Below are 18,570 nucleotides of genomic sequence, written 5' to 3' on the forward strand. Positions count from 1 at the left end.
TCGGTGACGGGCAGCACGGGCGAGGGGGCGGCGCCCGCGGGGCCTGGAAAGGCGCCCGAGCAGGCGTCGCCGGGCAACCTCGACCGCAAGGTCGTCCGCACGGCGAGCATGGACCTGGAGGTAACAGACCTCACCGACGCCGCGCGGAAGGTACGTGAGGCGGGCGCGGGACTGGGCGGGTTCGTCGAGCGGGAGAACGTGGCGGGCCAAGGCGGCACGCTGACGCTGCGGGTGCCATCCGACAAGCTCGACGCTGCGCTCAACCAGCTGAGCACCGGCGTCGGCGAGGTGCGGCGGAGAGAGTTGCAGTCGCAGGACGTGACCGAGCAGGTGGTGGATGTTCAGGCTCGGCTCGCCTCGCAGCGGGCCAGTGTGGAGCGGGTGCGGGCGCTGCTGGATCGGGCGGGCAGCGTATCCGAGATCGTGCAGATCGAGGAGGAGCTGACCAAGCGGCAGGCCGAGCTGGAATCGTTGCAGCGCAGGTCCGAGACGCTGGCCGGGCAGGTCGCGCTGGCCACGCTCACCGTTGGCCTGAAGACGCCGACCGCACCCGCGCCGCCGGTCGCGGACGAGGGCTTTCTCGGCGGGCTGAGCGCAGGCTGGGATGCCTTGGTGGCGTCGGTGCGGGTGCTGCTGGTGATGCTCGGCGCGGTTCTGCCGTTCGCGCTGGCGCTGGGCATTCCCGCGGGCGCGGTGCTGCTGTGGCTGCGGAGAAGGCGAGCTGCGCTCATGGCACCCGCGCCGGGCGAGCAGTAAGGAGCTGAGCTGCGCGGGACGGCTCGGGAGAGAGGGGAGTCGCGAGCTCGAGCCGTCCCACGTCAGGCGTCCCGTCGCCAGTGACAGGTGTCGTGACTCCCGTGGCGGGGGGCACCCCAGGAATCCTGGCGTCCGCGGCGCGACGGGGGGAGTGCGAACCGCGGAAAGGACTCGTGCTCTTTCAGATCGGGGAGTGCGTGGGAGCCGATCTGGGTGAGCTTTGCCAACTTGGCAGAAATCGCAGGGTCAGGACAAGACCGTTGGCCTGCTCCATTCGTGTGCTCTTGTCCCGTTGAATTACACGGTGGTGTCACATTCGCAGCGGTTGACCACTCCCGGTGATTCCAGTCACTATGCTGACAACCTTGCTACTCGCCGGTAACACGGAGGAACCATGGTTTTCCGCAGCCCCTATCCCGACGTCGTGGTTCCCGAAGTGCCGCTGCACGAATACCTCTTCGGCGCGGACTCGGGCCTCGCCGAGGTTGCCGACCAGCCCGCGTTGATCGACGGCATGAGCGGACGCACGCTCACCTACGCGCAGCTTGCCGACGCGGTCGACCGGCTGGCCACCGCACTGGCCGCGGAAGGCATCGGCAAGGGCGACGTCGTCGGCGTCTACTGCCCGAACGACCCGTACTACGCGGTGGTCTTCCACGGCATCCTGCGCGCGGGCGGCGTCGCGACCACGGTGAACGTGCTCTACACCGCCGAGGAGATCGCCACCCAGCTTGCCGACGCGGGCGCCACGATGCTGTTCACCGTCTCGGTCCTGCTGGAGCGCGCGGATGCCGCCGCCCAGGCCGTCGGCATCGGCCCCGACAAGGTCATCGCGCTGGACCCCGTGCAGGGCCGCCGCAGCCTCGGCGAGCTGCTGGCCACCGAGCCCGCGCCGCCGCGCATCGAGTCCGACCCGGCCGAGGACCTCGCGGTGCTGCCCTACTCCTCCGGCACCACGGGCCGGGCCAAGGGCGTCATGCTCACCCACCGGAACCTGGTCGCCAACATCGCGCAATGCCTGCCGATGCTGCGGATCGAGCCCGGCACCAGGCTGCTGGCCGTGCTGCCGTTCTTCCACATCTACGGCATGCAGGTGCTGATGAACTTCCCGCTGGCGGTGCGCGGCACCTCGGTGACCATGCCCAAGTTCGACCTCGCCGAGTTCCTGCGGGTGATCTCCGAGTACAAGACCCAGCGCGTGTACATCGCGCCGCCGGTCGCGGTGGCGCTGGCCAAGCACCCGCTGGTGGACTCCTACGACCTCTCCGCCATGGAGACCCTGTTCTCCGGCGCCGCCCCGCTGGACGCCGAACTGGCCGCCGCGGTGAGCAAGCGCATCGGCTGCCAGGTCTCGCAGGGCTACGGCATGACCGAGATGAGCCCGGTCAGCCACTGCATCCCGCACGACCGCACCGACATCTCGGTGGGCACGGTCGGCCTGGCCATCCCGAACATGGAGTGCAAGCTGATCGACCCCGCCACCGGCGATGAGGTCGGTGTCGGTGAACGCGGCGAACTGCTGTGCCGCGGGCCGAACGTCATGAAGGGCTACCTGAACAACGCAGAGGCCACCAAGCTCACCTTGGACGACGAGGGCTTCCTGCACACCGGCGACGTCGCGGTGCTGGACGAGCAGGGCTGCTACACGATCGTCGACCGGGTCAAGGAGCTGATCAAGTACAAGGGCTACCAGGTGCCGCCTGCCGAACTGGAGGCCCTGCTGCTCACCCACGACGGCATCGCCGACGCCGCCGTCATCGGCGTCCGCGACGACGAGGGCGAGGAGGTCCCCAAGGCCTTCGTCGTCCGCCAGCCCGACAGCGACCTGTCGGCGGAGCAGGTCATGGCGTTCGTCGCCGACCACGTCGCCCCGCACAAGAAGGTCCGCGTGGTCGAGTTCATCGACGTCATCCCCAAGTCCGCCTCCGGCAAGATCCTCCGCAAGGACCTCCGCGCCCGCGAAACCCCGCTCGTAGGCTGATCACGCGTCCGCCGCCGCGGGCGCCGTCACGGCACCCGCGGCGGACGAGCGCCTCAGCCCACCTTCTGGATGCGGTTCTGCGGGCCGGGCGCGACCGGCGTGCCGCTGCCCAGCAGGGCGACGATGGCGTCGATGTCGAAGCCCGGCGCGGTGGTGCGGTTGGTGCCCACCTTCAGGTTGGTGAAGCCGTCACCGCCGTTGGCCAGGAAGTCGTTGCTGGTCACCCGGTAGCTCGCGGCCGGGTCCACCGGCACCCCGCCCAGCGTCAGCGCCGACACCCGGGAACCCGCGGGCTTGCTCTTGTCGTAGGTGTAGCCGAATCCCGCCGACACCTGGAGGACGCGGTCCGCGATCTGCCCGCCGTAGCCCGCGAACTGCTGCTCCAGCACCTCCTTGAGCGCAGCGCCCGTCAGCGTCTGGGTCACCACCAGGTTGTTGAACGGCTGCACGGTGAAGGCCTCGCCGTAGGTCACCTCGCCCGCGGCCTCCCCGCCCGGCGAGAACGCGTGGCTCAGGTCGGCGCGGATACCGCCCGGGTTCATCAGCGCGAGCTGTGCCCCGGCCGATGCGGTGTAGGCGAGCTGGGCATCGGCGATCACATCGCCCAGCGAGCTCTCCCCCGCCGCGTTGGCGGCCCTGGTGAGGTCCGCGGTGATCCGGCCGACGACCTTGTTGGCCAGCGGCGCGACGGCCTTGCGGTACTTGTCCACCAGCGCCTTGGCCTGCGGGTCGACCAGCGCGGCGTCGCGGACGAAGTTGCCCGCGGCGTCCTTCTGCCAGCTGCCGTCGGGGTTGCGCACACCGTTCTCGGTGATCACGTTGCGCGCGGAGACCTGCGCGAACTTCCTGGTCTTGCGGTCGAGGGTGACCGCGATGTCGGTGACCAGCGTGCCGTTGGACCCGGCGCTGGTCACCACCGTGTTCGCCCCGGCGGAGTTGGGCAGCGCGCAGCTGTAGAAGCGGTGGGTGTGGCCCGACACCACGATCCCGTACTCGGGCGCGAGACCCTTGACGATGTCGGTGATCGGACCGGCGAAGTTGGCGCAGCTTGACGGGTCCTGCACCGGCGGCGGCGAGTTCTGCCCGCCGCCCTGGTGGATCAGCAGCACCATCGAGCGGATACCCGCGCGGCCCAGCAGCTTCGCGTAGGAGTTCGCGGTCTCCACCTCGTCGCGGAAGTCCACGTTCTTGATGCCATCGGGGTTCACGATGCCGGGGGTGTCCTCCAGCGTCATGCCAACGAAGGCCACCGGCACACCCTGTAGAACGCGGATGTCCACCGGCCGCAGGATCGGCAGCTTGGTCTTCTTGTCGGTGACGTTCGCGGCCAGGTATGTGAACTCGGCGCCGTCGAAGCCGTCGCCGTCCTGACAGCCGTCGGTGGGGTGGCAGCCGCCGCGCTGGAGTCGCCGCAACTCGGTGACACCCTCGTCGAACTCGTGGTTGCCCACCGAGGAGATGTCCATGCCGAGCGTGTTCAGCGCCTCGATCGCGGGCTCGTCGTGGAAGGCCGCGCTGATCAGCGGCGTCGCGCCGACCATATCGCCCGCGCCGACGGTGACGACCTGCTCACCGCCGCGCTCCGCCTCGGCGCGCAGCCGCTTGACGTAGGTGGTCAGGTACTCCGCGCCACCGGCGGGGTTGCCGTTGACCAGGCCGCCGGAGCCGATCGGAGGCTCCAGGGCGCCGTGGAAGTCGTTGAAGGCGAGCAGCCGCGCCTTTCCGGAGACGCCCGCGGCCAGTTCGTAGTCCACCGACACCGGAGACATCGGCGTCCAGTTCCCGGCGGCCGAGGGCTTCGCGGCCTTGTCGTCTTCGGGCAGCAGAGCGATCAGATTGACCGCCAGTGCGAGAACCGCCAGGTAGGGCACCCAGCGGCGTGCAAGTGTTCTCATCGGGTCCTCTCCCCAGAGACCGGTTTGCCCGCATCTTCCCAACGCCGCGAATCATTGCAGGTCGTTTATGCCTGAACTTCCCGTGAACGGCGGATGGGGGGAGAGGAGACAGTGCCGCGGCCGCCCCCACAGGGGACGGCCGCGGCCGGAAAGTCCTCGATTCCGCTCAGTATTGGTTCTCGCCGTAGCCGGGACGGCCTTCGCGTTGCTCGGCGGGCTGGTCGGTCATCGACTCGCCCTGCTGGGGCATACCTTCGCCGGTCCCGCCCTCGTCCTCGCGCATGCCGTCTTCCTGCATGCCTTGGGTGCCTTCGCCGGTTTCCTCGTCACGGCCCTGACCGCCGAACTGGTTGCCCGCGTAGTCGCGGCCCTTCTCGATCTGGTCGCTGTACTTGCCGCCGGTCTTCTCGTCGGCGAACTCCGCGCCCTTGTCCAGACCCTGCTTGATCTTGTCCTCGTGGCCTTCGGCCGCGTCCTTCATCTTGTCGAACATGCCCATCGCGGGTACCTCCGTTGGTCCATCGGATGGCCGATGCGCCTCAGTCGAACAGCCCAATTCGGATCCCGCATATCGAAGCGTCACCCACAGGAGTGACAACGGGCAAACCCGTGAGGTGAGTGACCTCGGCCTACCCCCGCTACTGCCGGGTTTGGCACCCTTGCCCGCATGACTGCAACGTTGGTGCTGCTCCGCCACGGCGAGAGCGTGTGGAACGCGGAGAACCTGTTCACCGGCTGGGTGGACGTCCCGCTGTCGGAGAAGGGCGAGACCGAGGCCCGGCGCGGCGGCGACCTGCTGCGCGAGGCCGGGGTGCTGCCCGACGTGGTGCACACCTCGCTGCTGCGCAGGGCGATCTCGACGGCGAACTACGCCCTCGACGGCTGCGACCGGCACTGGATCCCGGTGCGCAGGGACTGGCGTCTGAACGAGCGCCACTACGGCGCGCTGCAGGGCAAGAACAAGAAGCAAACCCTGCAGGCCTACGGCGAGGAGCAGTTCATGCTCTGGCGCCGCTCCTACGACGTGCCGCCGCCGCCCATCGAGCTCGGCACCGAGTTCAGCCAGGACGCCGACGTCCGTTACGCGGGCCTCGGCCCCGAGATGCCGCTCACCGAATGCCTCAAGGACGTGGTCGTCCGGCTGCTGCCGTACTGGGACGAGGCCATCGTGCCGGACCTGCGAGCGGGCCGGACCGTGCTGGTCGCCGCGCACGGAAACTCGCTGCGCGCCCTGGTCAAGCACCTGGACGACGTCTCGGAAGACGCCATCGCCGGGCTCAACATCCCCACCGGCATCCCGCTGCGCTACGACCTCGACGAGCAGCTGCGCCCGGTCACCCGCGGCGGCACCTACCTGGACCCGACCGCCGCCGAGGCCGCCATCGCCGCGGTGGCCAACCAGGGCCGCTGAGCTTCGCACCGCCCATAGCGCTTTGTCCGTTTTGTTTGTTCAACGCGCTATGGGCATTCGATTGCCCGGCTGATCGATTGTCCGAGCGATCACCCGATCGAACGGCACCCGCTGGGCTGATTGCCCCATTGGGGTTAACAACAGCTGAATCGGGGCGGAAATCTCGGCGTCTGGATGTCAGCGCCATCACGGATCTGGGTCGATAGCTGGATATGGCCCCCCACCTGCTGCTTACGATGCCGCCGTGACCGCATCGGGGTGGCTCGCTGTCGCTGGAGCCATGGCTGTACTCGCCATGCTCATCGGCTATTTCCTCGGCCGGTCGGCGGGCCGACGTGCCAGCCGCAAGCCAAGCGGGGTGACCGTGGCCGAGTTGGTGCAGCGGGTGGTCCACTCCGCGCACAACGGGCTGGTGGTGTTGAACAAGTTCGGCGACGTGGTGCTGCACAACCCGCGCGCCACCGAACTCGGCGTCGTTCGGGACAACCGGGCCGACGACCGGGCCCGCAAGGCCGCCGAGCAGTCGCTCAGCGAGGGCACCGTGGTGCAGGTCGACCTCTCCCCGCTGGAACACTCCGGCCCCGGACGGGTGGTGCCCAAGGCAGTGCTCGGCGAAGCCCGTCCCCTGGGCGACGGCTTCACGGTCCTGGACGCCGCCGACGAATCCGACGCGGTCCGGCTGGAGGCCACCCGGCGGGACTTCGTGGCCAACGTCAGCCACGAGCTCAAAACGCCGGTCGGCGCCTTGGCGCTGCTCGCCGAGGCGGTGCTGGACTGCGTCGACGACCCGGACGAGGTGCGCCGGTTCAGCGCCAAGATCCTGCACGAGGCCACCCGGCTGGGTGCGCTGGTCACCGAGTTGATCGCACTGTCCCGGCTCCAGGGTGCCGAGCGGCTGCCGGAACTGGCCGCCACCGACGTCGATGCCGTGGTGGCCGAGGCGCTGTCCCGGAGCAGGCTGGCCGCCGAGTCCGCGGGCATCGAGGTGACCGTGGACGCCCCGAGCGACCTGATGGTCGTCGGCGACCGCACGCTGCTGGTCACCGCCCTGAGCAACCTGGTCGACAACGCGGTGGCCTACTCGCCGCCGGGCAGCCCGGTGTCGATCAGCAGGCGGCTGGCCGACGGCTTCGTCGAGGTCGCGGTCACCGACCGCGGCATTGGCATCGCACCGGAACACCAGGTGCGGGTGTTCGAGCGGTTCTTCCGCGTCGACCCGGCCCGCTCCCGCGCGACCGGAGGGACCGGCCTCGGCTTGGCGATCGTCAAGCACGTCGCCGCCAACCACGGTGGCGAGGTCAAGCTGTGGAGCAGGCTGGGCACCGGCTCGACGTTCACGATGAGGATTCCGGCGGCGGTGGAGAACGGTTCCGTAGTGGGAGCTACGCCCGTCGTGCTGGCCACTTCGGTGCCGAAAAACGGCGCGGTGACCGTAGACAGTTCAGATGGCGTCAAACAGGGCTGGGTCGACAAGGCTGCCAGCGCCGAACATGGAGGAGTGTTGTGACCAGGGTGCTCATCGTGGAGGACGAGGAGTCCTTCGCAGACCCGCTGGCTTTCTTGCTCCGCAAGGAAGGCTTCACCGCCGCGGTGGCCGGGACCGGGCAGGAGGCGCTGGACGAGTTCGACCGCAACGGAGCCGACATCGTGCTGCTGGACCTCATGCTGCCCGGCATGAGCGGCACCGACGTGTGCAAGGCGCTGCGGCAGCGCTCCGCGGTGCCGGTGATCATGGTCACGGCCCGCGACAGCGAGATCGACAAGGTCGTCGGGCTGGAACTCGGCGCCGACGACTACGTCACCAAGCCCTACTCCGCCCGTGAGCTGATCGCCAGGATCCGGGCCGTGCTGCGGCGCGGCGGCGAGTCCGAGGAACTCCTCCCGCAGGTGCTGGAGGCGGGCCCGGTGCGGATGGACGTCGAGCGCCACGTTGTCACCGTTGAGGGCGGCGAGGTCTCGCTGCCGCTCAAGGAGTTCGACCTGCTGGAGTACCTGCTGCGCAACGTCGGCCGGGTGCTCACCCGCGGCCAGCTGATCGACCGGGTGTGGGGCGCGGACTACGTCGGCGACACCAAGACGCTGGACGTGCACGTCAAGCGGCTGCGCTCCAAGATCGAGCCGGACCCCGCGGTGCCGAGGTACCTGGTCACGGTGCGCGGACTTGGCTACAAGTTCGAGACGTGAGCGCGCCGCGAGCGTTAGACAGCACACGGTCACCGTCGGGTGGTCGAGTCCGACCGGTACCGTGCTGACGTGCGGCTCGGTGTACTCGATGTGGGATCGAACACGGTCCACCTACTGGTGGTGGACGCGCATCGGGGTGCCCATCCGACGCCGATGAGCTCGGAGAAGACCGTGTTGCGGCTGGCCGAGCAGTTGGACGAGGCCGAGCAGCTCACCGCCGACGGCGCCGACCGGCTGGTCAGCACCGTGGTGGAGGCAGCGCTCGCCGCGGACAAGCTGGGCTGCGACGAGCTGATGGCCTTCGCCACCTCGGCCGTGCGGGAGGCGGGCAACTCGACCTCGGTGCTGGACCGGGTGAAGCAGGAGGCCGGCGTCGACCTCACCGTGCTGACCGGCGAGGAGGAGGCTCGCTACACCTTCCTCGCGGTGCGGCGCTGGTATGGCTGGTCCGCGGGCAGGCTGCTGGTGCTCGACATCGGCGGCGGCTCGCTGGAGATCGCCATCGGCATGGACGAGGACCCCGACCACGCCTGGTCGCTGCCGCTGGGTGCGGGCAGGCTCACCCGTACCAGGTTCCGGAAGGACCCCCCGTCCCAGCGGGACGTCGGCGAATTGCGCGAGTGGCTGGACGACCAGTTGGCGCCGGTGGCCAAGCGGCTGCGCAAGGCAGGCAAACCCGATCGGGTGGTTGCCACCTCCAAAACCTTCCGCACTCTGGCCCGGCTGACCGGAGCCGCGCCTTCCTCCGCAGGTCCGAGGGCACGTCGGGTGCTCACCGCCGCCGGTCTGAGACAGCTCATCTCCTTCGTCTCCCGAATGTCCGCCGCCGACCTGGCAGAATTGGAGGGCGTCAGCGCCAGCCGAGCCCATCAGCTGGTGGCAGGCGCGCTGGTCGCCGAGGCGGCCATGCGAGCGTTGTCCCTGGAGTCAGTCGAGATTTGTCCGTGGGCCCTCCGCGAGGGTGTGATCCTGCGCCGTTTGGACCAGGCGGACTCGACGGTCCAGACTTCCGCAAGGATCGCGCCCGTGGTCGGAGATGCGCGGGAGATCCTGCGCGTTACTAGACGGACGGGCCAGTACAGGGCACGGTGGAAACGATGAGTCGGCAGAGCGGGTCGGGTGACAAGGCCCAGCGCACAGTGGCGGAGCTGCTCGCCCAGTACGGGAGCAGTCCCGACACCGCCAACCGCCGCCATCGACGGCGGGCCGAGTCGGAGAACGAGACCGCACCGCAGACGATCATCGAGCGGGTGCTGTCCGACAGCGGTCGAATGCCCAAGGTGGACGAGAACACCCCCGATCCCGCGGCGAACAGCCGACGGGCCCGCGGCAGGCAGCGGCCGGAGACTCCCGAGCCGCCGACCATGACCGGCGCCGCGCCGGTCGGCGAGTCCACCGAGCAGTTCCCCAAGGTCGACACCCCGCCACCGCCGCCCACCCCGACCCCACGTCCGGTGCCGCCACCGCCACCGCCACCGCCACCGTCGCCGCCGACCGGCTTCATGCCGATGCCGAAACCGGCGCCTCCCCAGCCGCAGCCCCAACCGCCCGCGCAGCCGCCGCAGCCTGCGCCCACCAACGCCGCCATACCGCGTCCGGTGCCGCCGGTCGCGCCTCCGGGCCAAGCGCCCCACCCCGGCCAGGACAGCTGGTTCGACGAGGAGAGCTACGAGGGCGACTACCCCGGTCACTTCGCGGGCCGCGGGGACGTCGATGCCAAGCAGCCGCCGCAGGCACCGCAGCCGCCCCGGGGGCTGGCCTCCGAAGAGGTGACGCAGGAGCAGCGGTTCCCCGCCTTCGGCCGCCAGTACCCGGTCGCCGAGCAGCAGACCGAGCTGCACACCGACATCCAGGGCGCGCTGGACAGCGCCGACCGCAACCGCGTGGTCGAGCACAACGGCGTCGAGCACCTCGGCCTCGCCGAGCACGACCGCCCGCAGATCAACGAGTTGGACGCCGACGACGAGCCCGAGGAGACCCCGCGCAAGCGGGGCTGGGGCTGGCGGGCCCGCAAGGACCGCCCCACGGACGACGAGGACCTCGTCGACGACGCGCCCGCGGGCATGTCCGGGCTGGACCTGGAACCCGAGGACGAGCCCGACGAGGACGCCGAACCCCGCACACCCGGCCAGGAGTGGCTGGCCATGGGCTACCAGCTGGGCGCGGGCGTGGTCGGCGGTGCCGCGCTGTGGCTGGGCTTCCAGTGGCTGTGGGAGAAGATGCCCGCGCTGGCCCTCGGCCTCGCGCTGGTGGTGATCATCGGCCTGGTGCTGGTGGTCCGGGTGATCCGCAAGGCCGACGACGTGCAGACGATGGTGCTCGCGGTGCTGGTCGGCCTGCTCGTCACGGTGTCACCCGCGGCCCTGCTGCTGGTAGGAGGGCGTTGACCAGCCGCGCGATCCCGATCGGGCTCTCCACCGCCTCGGTGTGGCCGCAGCCGGCCGCCGCGGCCTTCCGGCTCGCCGCCGAACTGGGCTATGACGGCGTCGAGCTGATGGTGTGGGCCGATCCGGTCAGCCAGGAGGTCGCGGGCGTCGAATCGCTGGTCAAGCGCTACGGGATGCCGGTGCTCGCGGTGCACGCACCCTGCCTGCTGATCAGCCAGCGGATCTGGTCGCCCGATCCGGAGGTCCGGCTGCGCAAGGCGGTCCGGACGGCCAGGGAACTCGACGCGCACACCGTTGTGGTGCACCCGCCCTTCCGTTGGCAGCGCCGCTACGGCGAGGGTTTCGCCGACCTGGTGGCCGAACTGGAGGACTACAGCGGCCTCGCGGTGGCGGTGGAGAACATGTTCCCCATGCGGCCGGTTGGCAAGCGCAAGATCCGCGTCTCCGGCTTCCGCCCCTCACCCGACCCCACCGAGGTCGGCTATGCCAATTACACCCTGGACATCTCGCATACCTCCGCCGCGCACGTCGACGCGCTGGAGATGGCCGAGCGGATGGGCTCGGGACTGGCGCACCTGCATCTGGCCGACGGCAGCGGCGCACCCCGCGACGAACACCTGGTCCCAGGCCGCGGTGTCGCGCCGTGCGCCGAGATCTGCGCCCGGCTGGCCGCGAGCGACTTCGCGGGCGCGGTGGTGCTGGAGGTCAACACCCGCCGCGCGGGCGGCCGCGAGGAGCGGGCCGCCATGCTCGCCGAGTCACTGGCCTTCGCCCGTCTGCACCTGGCGCGATAGGGCGGAAGTGCGACATTGCTCTCCCCCTGCCCAGGCGGGTGCGCGGGCATGCCGCTGACCGAACTACAGTCACGGCCGTGAACCCGCTCCGTTCCCTGATTCTGGCTGCCGCCGGTAACGGCAGCATCCGGCAACTGGTCGCCACCGCGCCGGTCAGCCGGGATGTGGTCCGCCGCTTCGTCGCGGGCGAGACCACCACCGACGCCGTCGCCGCCACCGCGGCGCTGGCCGCCGACGGTCTCACGGTGACGCTGGACTACCTCGGCGAGGACACCACCGACCGCGCCCAAGCCGAGTCGACCGTGCAGTCCTATCTGACGCTACTGGACGCGCTGCGCGCGGGCGGCCTCGCGGGCGCCGCCGAGGTCAGCGTGAAGCTGTCCGCCGTCGGCCAGGCACTGGACGAGGCGCTCGCACTCGAGAACGCGTCCCGGATCTGCGCCGCGGCCGAGCAGGCGGGCACCACGGTCACCCTGGACATGGAGGACCACACCACCACCGACTCCACGTTGCGGATCCTCGCCGAACTCCGGCGGACCTGGCCGTGGGTCGGCGCGGTGCTGCAGGCCTACCTGCACCGCACTCTGGACGACTGCAAGGCGCTGGCGGGCGAGGGCTCCCGGGTCCGCCTGTGCAAGGGCGCCTACGCCGAACCGGCCACGGTGGCCTTCACCGACCCGCACGAGGTGGACCTGAACTACGTCCGCTGCGCCAACGCGCTGCTGGCGGGCGACGGCTACCCGATGTTCGCCACCCACGACCCGCGGCTGGTGGAGATCATCGGCGAGCGCACCCGCTGGTTCGGGCGCAAGCAGGGCACCTACGAGTACCAGCTGCTGTACGGCATCCGCCCCGATGAGCAGCGCAGGCTGGCGGGCCTCGGCGAGACCGTGCGGGTGTACATCCCGTATGGCGAGGAGTGGTACGGCTACCTGATGCGCAGGCTGGCCGAGCGCCCAGCCAACACGGCGTTCTTCCTGCGCGCGCTGACCAGTCGCGGCTGAGGGCGGGCGTGAAGGCGTTCTCGGTGGTGAGGTTCTCGGCGGCGACATCGCTGCGCCCGCTCGGCGACGGCGTGTTCGCCGCCGACCTCTCCGCCGACTGGGCCATCGGCGGCAACAAGCCGCACGGCGGCTACCTGATGGCGCTGATGGCCAAGGCGGGCATCTTGTCCACGCCGGGCGAACACGCCTTGCAGCCCTTGGCCGTCAGCACCCAGTTCCTGGCCGCCCCCGAACTGGGCCCCGCCCTGTTGCGCACCGAGGTGCGCAAATCCGGGCGGACGGTGTCCTCGATCGCCGTGACCCTCGAACAACGCGGCCGAACCTGCGTCGACGCCACCGTGGCGGCAGGCACCCTGCCCACTGGCAGTCCTTTGTGGACGAACCTGCCCGAGCTGCCGCCCGAACCGCCCGAGGACGCACTCGACCTGGGCTCCTCCCCGTTCTCCGAGGTGTTCCGCCTCTCCCGGCCCTGTGACGTGTGGCTGGACCGCTCCACCGCGGGCTTCCTCACCAACGGCGACGGCGCTCCGCTGCAACTCCGCCTCTGGGCCCGCCCCCGCGGCGAGGAGACCGACCCACTCTTCGCGATCGTGGCGGGCGACATCGCCATGCCCGTCACCTTCAACCTCGGCCGCGTCGGCTGGTCCCCCACGGTGCAGCTCACAGCCCTGATCCGCGGCCGCCCCGCACCGGGCTGGCTCCGCATCCAGGTCGACTGCGCCACCGTCCGCGACGGCTGGTTCGACGCCGACGCCACCGTCCTCGACTCCGCGGGCAACCTCGTCTGCCAGGCAAGACAACTAGCTTTGACCGCCCGCTAGCCCCCGCCCGGCCCGCACCCGGTCGATATCGGCGATCAGCCGACGGTAATCGGACCTGCCTTCGGCCTCCGTACGCAGGGACACAAGCTTGTCCAGCACCCGCTGCGACCGGATCGCACTCGCGTCATGCAGGACCGCGCTCGCTGTTGGCAGCGCAGTTCTTGGCTCGTCCGCCCGCAGTGCAGCCATGACCAGGTCGATCTTCTCCATCAGCAGGCTGCGCGCGGTGGCTTCGCCGCGCAAGGCGATGGCCTTCGTGAAGCAGCTTGCCGCGAGTTCGGGGCTGCCCTTGGACAACGCGACCCGGCCCCGGCTCGCCAGTAGGTACGGCTCGGAGAAGAACGACGCCCAGCCCGATGCCGCGGAATCGGCGCCATCGAGGTGCCCGCGGGCCCGCCGCAGCACGTCATCGGCCTGCTTGCCATGTCCGAGTGCCGCGTAGGCAACTGCCGAGTCCGATGCGAGTACGGCCCTGGCGCGGCTGTCGCCGGAGGTCTCGGCCGCGAGTTCGCCAAGTTGGAAGAGCTTGAGCGCGTAATCGGTGGCACCGCGGTGCAACTCGAGGTCGCCCATCGAGTCCAGCACCGCCGCGATCAGGCTTCGGTCGCCCAGCGATTCGGCCAGGGACATCGCTTTGGTGTAAATGGCCACCGCGCGGTTGTGACAGCCGGTGTCGAAGGCCGTCCACCCGGCCGCCCGCGCGGCGGCGATCACTGCGTGCAGCAGGCGCCGCCGCACGGGGTCGGTGCACTTGGCGTCCAGCAGCTTCTCGCTGGACCGGAAGTGACCGAGAGCGGAATCGAGGATCAGGCCCCCGCCGTGCCGCATGTCGAACTTGCAGAGCGCATCGGTGGCCTCCTCGATGCGGAGCACATCGCTCATGCCGATATTCGCCGGGACCGGCGGCAGTTGGTGCGATTCAACGAGACCGGACCGCGGTCCGGTACGGGGCTCCGTAGCGATCCCCAGCGCAGCGGCAGTGGCCACCACCAGAAACCCTCGGCGCTTCACGTCGTCGTCTTCGTCGTCGGGCTCGTCCGGATCGCATCCGGGTCGATAAGCGAGTCCCATGAGGTCAAGCGGGATTCCCAGGCCACGGGCGATCCGACGCAGCACGTCGTACCCGAGAACGCGGCGGCCCTTGAGGATCTCGGTGATCTCGGACTGCGACTGCCCGGCCAACTCCCCGATGCGTCGCTGTGAGAACCCCTGTGCCTTGAGAAAGAGATAGATGGCCTGGATGTCGCGGCGAGCCAAGGCAGGGCGCACGGATGCGTCTTCCCACAGCGTGGCGGGAAGATCGGTGCTGTCCTTATTGTCCATGTCAGGCACATCGGCGGACCGGCTTGGTGGATGCAGGGGCAGTCCACCGACGCTAGCCGTCCCTGCGGTGAACGGCACTGGCGCGTTCGGGTGGACCCAAGTCCCGGCTGCTATCCGCCGCCGCTTGCCGACGGCTGATGCTCAGCTCTGCCGAGCGGGCTCCTTTTCGGGGCTTTTGTCTTCGGGGGCGTGGTGCTTGCCCTCGCCCTTGCTTGGCGGCGGTTCCTGGCCGTCGTCCTGCTTTGAATGCCTACCCATTGTTAGCACCCCCTCGTCCATTACCAACGGTATTGACCCAAGCACATAGCGTCAAGACAGTGCGAGTGATGGGACAGATGGCTCAACAACTTGAGAGACGTGGCAGGCTTTCAGGCATGACGAGGATCGCCGTGCTGGGTGCGGGAAAAATTGGCGAGGCCCTGCTGTCCGGGTTGCTTTCCGCAGGCCGCAGCCCCGATGACCTGCTGTTCACCGAACGCTACCCGCAGCGGTGCGCCGAGCTGACCAGCCAATACGGCGTGCAGGCCGTGGACGTGCCGACCGCGGCCAAGCAGGCCGATGTGCTGGTGGTCGCGGTCAAACCGCAGGACATCGAGCCGGTGCTGGACGAGCTTGCCGAGGCAGTGACACCCGACACGCTCGTCGTCTCGCTGTGCGCGGGCCTGCCGACCGCGTTGTTCGAACGCAGGCTGCCTGCGGGCACCCCGGTGGTCCGTGTGATGACCAACACTCCGCTGGTGGTCGGTGAGGCTATGAGCGCTGTGTCGCCGGGAAGCCACGCCGAAGGCGAGCACCTCGAGGTCGTGGCGGAGATCCTCGGCAGCGTCGGCAAGGTGGTGCGGGTGCCGGAAACCCAGCAGGACGCGGTCACCGCACTCTCCGGTTCCGGTCCCGCGTACTTCTTCTTCCTGGTCGAGGCGATGATCGACGCGGGCATCCTGCTCGGCATCCCGCGCGCGGTGGCCACCGATCTGATCATCCAGTCTGCGGTGGGCGCCGCGGCCATGCTGCGGGACTCCGGGGACCACCCGGTCACCCTGCGTGAGGCCGTCACCTCGCCCGCGGGCACCACGATCATGGCCATTCGCGAACTGGAGCGGCACGGCGTGCGAGCTGCCCTGCTCGCGGCCATCGAGGCCGCCCGGGACCGGTCGGCGGAGCTTGGCCGCGAACACGAGGCCTAGCCGCCGAAGCGGTCACTCCACGTGGTGGGCGATTCCATCATGGGAGTACCACTAGTGCCCGACAGTCGCAGTAGCCCCAACTGTCCCGCTACCCTCAAAGCCAAGCACGCGCGTGTCGATACCGTCGGGTGGGGAAGCCCTGCGGCGCGGCGCGTGCCGAAGGACGCGGTGACGATGCCGGCGAATGCTGACGCCGACCCGCCCCTGCTCGGTCAGGTGCAGTTTCTGACCGTCGCGGAAGTGGCGGCGATGATGCGTGTCTCGAAAATGACGGTCTACCGGCTCGTGCACGCGGGCGACCTGCCCGCGGTGCGGGTCGGCCGCTCGTTCCGGGTACCAAAGAAGGCCGTGCACACCTACCTCGAAGAGGCCTACTTCAACGCGGGCTGACCCGCCGCCGGAGGGTGTGCGGTGGACGGGTGACAATGCAGGCCAGGTAGGCTGTCACTTCACTGCCCTTGACCGGGCTGCCCCAAGGCGCCGCGGTCGGGCTACCAGACAGCTCGAATGTCACCGAAAGCAGGAGCGAGGACCCCCAGCATGGGCTCTGTCATCAAGAAGCGCCGCAAGCGCATGTCGAAGAAGAAGCACCGCAAGCTGCTTCGCAAGACCCGTGTGCAGCGGCGCAAGCTGAAGAAGTAGGACTCCTCGCACCCGGCCGACGGGATCGTGGACAACAACTTGTCCGATCCTGTCGGCCGGTGTCGTGAAAGCCCTGTTCGCCATCGCTTTGTGCGTGGTCATGACAGGTGACGGCGGTGACTTCGGCACTCCCCGGCCAAAGTTGGATGGCTAGACTCTTGCCATCCAGCCCGCAGGGAGACGCCCGAAGTGCCCAAGGTCGTACTCGTCACCGGTGTCAGCCGCTTTCTCGGCGGACAGCTTGCCGCGCGGTTGGCCGCCGATCCCGATATCGACCGGGTGCTGGGGGTGGACTCCATCCCGCCCTCCCGCGATCTGCGCCGTCACCTCGGCCGCACCGAGTTCGTGCGCGCCGACATCCGCAACCCGCTGATAGCCAAGGTGATCAGCACCGCGCGGGTGGACACCGTGGTGCACGCCTCGCTGTCCGCGAGCCCCGACGCGGGCAGCAGGACCGCGACCAAAGAGGTCAACGTCCTCGGCACCATGCAGCTGCTGGCCGCCTGCCAGAAATCTCCGCTGGTGACCAAGGTCGTCATCAAGTCGAGCAGCACCGTCTACGGGTCAAGCTCCCGTGACCCGGTGAAGTTCACCGAGGACATGCCCGCGCAGCAGGCTCGGCTGGCCGGCTACCCCAAGGACGTGGTCGAGGTCGAGGGCTATGTGCGGGGGTTCGCCCGCCGCAGGCCCGATGTGATCACCACGACACTGCGCTTCACCAACTTCATCGGCCCGCGCATCGACAGCGTGCTGACCCGTTACTTCGCGCTTCCTGTCGTGCCGACCGTGCTGGGCTTCGACGCCCGCATCCAACTGCTGCACTCCGATGACGCGATCGCCGTGCTGGAGCGCGCCACCCTGCACGACCTGCCCGGGGTGTTCAACGTCGGCGCCGACGGTGTGCTGATGCTCTCGCAGGCGATTCGGCGGGCGGGCCGCATCCCGTTCACCGTGCCCAACCAGATCCTGCCGATGGTCGCCGGGTTCTTCCGCGGCACCGGGCTGGTCGACTTCTCGCCCGAGCAGATGCGCTACCTCAACTTCGGTCGCGTGGTGGACAACACGCGGCTGCGCACCGAGTTCGGGTACACGCCGCGGTGGAACACCGAGGACGCCTTCCGCGACTACGTCACCGGGCGCGGCCTGCGCCCGCTGTTCGACCAGCGTGAGCTGGACGGACTGGAGAAGGCGGCCCTCGCCCTGGCCGCCAGACTGAGCCGGTGAGGAGGGGAGAGTGCCGGAAGCGCGAGTGATCCCGTTACACGGCGACGGTCGGCGGCGTAGACAGCCCGACCAGGAGCCTCACATCGATGCCGCGCCGCAGCCCGCGGAAGCCGCGGACTCGGCGCTGGAACGCAGGGTCGCCGAGATCTTCGCCTTCCTGCGCCGCAGGCTCAGCGGCGAGTACCACGTCGACGAGTTCGGCTTCGACGTCGAACTCACCGAGAAGCTGCTGCTGCCGCTGGTCCGCCCCCTGTACGAAAGCTGGTTCCGGGTCGAGGCGATCGGCCTGCACAACGTGCCGTCGCAGGGCGGTGCCCTTCTGGTCGCCAACCACTCCGGCACCATCCCGATCGACGGCGTGATGACCGCCCTCGCCGTGCACGACCACCACCCCGCGCACCGCCATGTGCGGATGCTCGCCGCTGACCTGGTGTTCACGCTGCCGGTGCTGGGATCGCTGTCCCGCAAGGCGGGTCACACGCTGGCCTGCGGCAGCGACGCCGAGCGGCTGCTGACCGGCGGTGAACTCGTCGGTGTGTTCCCCGAGGGGTTCAAGGGCGTCGGCAAGCCCTACCGGGACCGCTACAAGCTGCAACGCTTCGGCCGCGGCGGATTCGTGGCCGCGGCGCTCACCGCGGGGGTGCCGATCATCCCCTGCTCGATCGTTGGCGCCGAGGAGATCTACCCGATGATCGGCGACCTCAAGCCGCTGGCCCGCTTGCTTGGCGTGCCGTACGCGCCGATCACCCCGACGTTCCCGCTGCTGGGACTGCTGGGCGCGGTGCCGTTGCCGTCCAAGTGGTACATCGAGTTCGGCGAGCCCATCCACACCTCCGGCTACGGCTCGAACGCCGCCGAGGACCCGATGCTGGTCTTCAACCTCACCGACCAGGTCCGCGAGACCATCCAGCAGACCCTCTACCGACTGCTCAGCCAGCGCCGCAACGTCTTCTTCGGCTAGCGG

Annotated in this window: 18 protein-coding genes; 15 read left to right on the plus strand and 3 right to left on the minus strand. The window is 69.5% G+C overall.

All coding sequences use genetic code 11. The features are described from left to right. Positions 1-3: 3 nt before the first annotated feature. Positions 4-756: a DUF4349 domain-containing protein gene (locus tag ACU6XJ_RS12295; RefSeq protein ID WP_476309958.1), complete on the plus strand. Its 753-nt coding sequence runs from the start codon at positions 4-6 to the stop codon at positions 754-756. Positions 757-1,150: 394 nt separating this feature from the next. Continuing rightward, a complete protein-coding gene (locus ACU6XJ_RS12300; RefSeq protein ID WP_476309961.1) occupies positions 1,151-2,737 on the plus strand; it encodes an AMP-binding protein in 1,587 nt (528 codons plus the stop codon). A gap of 53 nt (positions 2,738-2,790) precedes the next feature. Here the strand turns inward: ACU6XJ_RS12300 and ACU6XJ_RS12305 are convergent, their stop codons facing one another. Next, the gene (locus ACU6XJ_RS12305) at positions 2,791-4,632 is read right to left on the minus strand and encodes a bifunctional metallophosphatase/5'-nucleotidase (RefSeq protein WP_476309964.1); all 1,842 of its coding nucleotides are present in this window, start codon (positions 4,630-4,632) and stop codon (positions 2,791-2,793) included. Between the two features lie 166 nt (positions 4,633-4,798). Then, entirely contained in the window at positions 4,799-5,131 is a 333-nt protein-coding gene (locus ACU6XJ_RS12310; RefSeq protein ID WP_476309967.1) for an antitoxin, read from the minus strand. Between the two features lie 168 nt (positions 5,132-5,299). Between ACU6XJ_RS12310 and ACU6XJ_RS12315 the strand changes: the two genes are divergently transcribed. From ACU6XJ_RS12315 to ACU6XJ_RS12350, 8 genes are all read left to right on the plus strand, one after another. Continuing rightward, entirely contained in the window at positions 5,300-6,043 is a 744-nt protein-coding gene (locus ACU6XJ_RS12315; protein WP_476309969.1) for a phosphoglyceromutase, read from the plus strand. Between the two features lie 280 nt (positions 6,044-6,323). Further along, positions 6,324-7,550, plus strand: coding sequence for a sensor histidine kinase (locus tag ACU6XJ_RS12320; RefSeq protein WP_476309970.1), 1,227 nt, complete (start codon positions 6,324-6,326; stop codon positions 7,548-7,550). Then, complete coding sequence (locus tag ACU6XJ_RS12325) at positions 7,547-8,227, plus strand: response regulator (RefSeq protein WP_476309973.1); 681 nt, start codon at positions 7,547-7,549, stop codon at positions 8,225-8,227. The genes ACU6XJ_RS12320 and ACU6XJ_RS12325 overlap by 4 nt, the downstream gene beginning before the upstream one ends. Positions 8,228-8,296: 69 nt before the next feature. After that, positions 8,297-9,328 (plus strand): Ppx/GppA family phosphatase, encoded by a 1,032-nt coding sequence (locus tag ACU6XJ_RS12330; protein WP_476309975.1) that lies wholly within the window; start codon positions 8,297-8,299, stop codon positions 9,326-9,328. Further along, on the plus strand, positions 9,325-10,614 hold the full coding sequence (locus ACU6XJ_RS12335; RefSeq protein WP_476309978.1) for a hypothetical protein: 1,290 nt from the start codon (positions 9,325-9,327) through the stop codon (positions 10,612-10,614). Before ACU6XJ_RS12330 ends, ACU6XJ_RS12335 begins: the two co-directional genes overlap by 4 nt. After that, positions 10,611-11,408: a sugar phosphate isomerase/epimerase family protein gene (locus ACU6XJ_RS12340; protein ID WP_476309981.1), complete on the plus strand. Its 798-nt coding sequence runs from the start codon at positions 10,611-10,613 to the stop codon at positions 11,406-11,408. Before ACU6XJ_RS12335 ends, ACU6XJ_RS12340 begins: the two co-directional genes overlap by 4 nt. Before the next feature lie 77 nt (positions 11,409-11,485). After that, on the plus strand, positions 11,486-12,412 hold the full coding sequence (locus ACU6XJ_RS12345; protein ID WP_476309983.1) for a proline dehydrogenase family protein: 927 nt from the start codon (positions 11,486-11,488) through the stop codon (positions 12,410-12,412). Positions 12,413-12,438: 26 nt separating this feature from the next. Beyond that, positions 12,439-13,233, plus strand: a complete 795-nt coding sequence (locus ACU6XJ_RS12350; protein WP_476313964.1) for a thioesterase family protein — start codon at positions 12,439-12,441, stop codon at positions 13,231-13,233. Here the strand turns inward: ACU6XJ_RS12350 and ACU6XJ_RS12355 are convergent. After that, positions 13,213-14,556 (minus strand): helix-turn-helix domain-containing protein, encoded by a 1,344-nt coding sequence (locus ACU6XJ_RS12355; protein ID WP_476309985.1) that lies wholly within the window; start codon positions 14,554-14,556, stop codon positions 13,213-13,215. The two genes, ACU6XJ_RS12350 and ACU6XJ_RS12355, sit on opposite strands and share 21 nt — an antisense overlap. Positions 14,557-14,930: 374 nt before the next feature. Here ACU6XJ_RS12355 and proC point away from each other — a divergent pair, with 374 nt between their 5' ends. From proC to ACU6XJ_RS12380, 5 genes are all read left to right on the plus strand, one after another. Next, entirely contained in the window at positions 14,931-15,740 is an 810-nt protein-coding gene (proC, locus tag ACU6XJ_RS12360) for a pyrroline-5-carboxylate reductase (RefSeq protein WP_476309988.1), read from the plus strand. Between the two features lie 174 nt (positions 15,741-15,914). Beyond that, on the plus strand, positions 15,915-16,130 hold the full coding sequence (locus tag ACU6XJ_RS12365) for a helix-turn-helix domain-containing protein (protein ID WP_476309990.1): 216 nt from the start codon (positions 15,915-15,917) through the stop codon (positions 16,128-16,130). A gap of 150 nt (positions 16,131-16,280) precedes the next feature. Next, positions 16,281-16,382, plus strand: a complete 102-nt coding sequence (locus ACU6XJ_RS12370) for a 30S ribosomal protein bS22 (RefSeq protein ID WP_018684825.1) — start codon at positions 16,281-16,283, stop codon at positions 16,380-16,382. Between the two features lie 189 nt (positions 16,383-16,571). After that, on the plus strand, positions 16,572-17,606 hold the full coding sequence (locus tag ACU6XJ_RS12375; RefSeq protein ID WP_476309995.1) for an NAD-dependent epimerase/dehydratase family protein: 1,035 nt from the start codon (positions 16,572-16,574) through the stop codon (positions 17,604-17,606). A 10-nt stretch (positions 17,607-17,616) separates the two neighbouring features. Continuing rightward, a complete protein-coding gene (locus tag ACU6XJ_RS12380; protein WP_476309998.1) occupies positions 17,617-18,567 on the plus strand; it encodes a lysophospholipid acyltransferase family protein in 951 nt (316 codons plus the stop codon). Positions 18,568-18,570: the final 3 nt, after the last annotated feature.

The sequence above is a fragment of the Actinorectispora metalli genome (assembly GCF_056323685.1).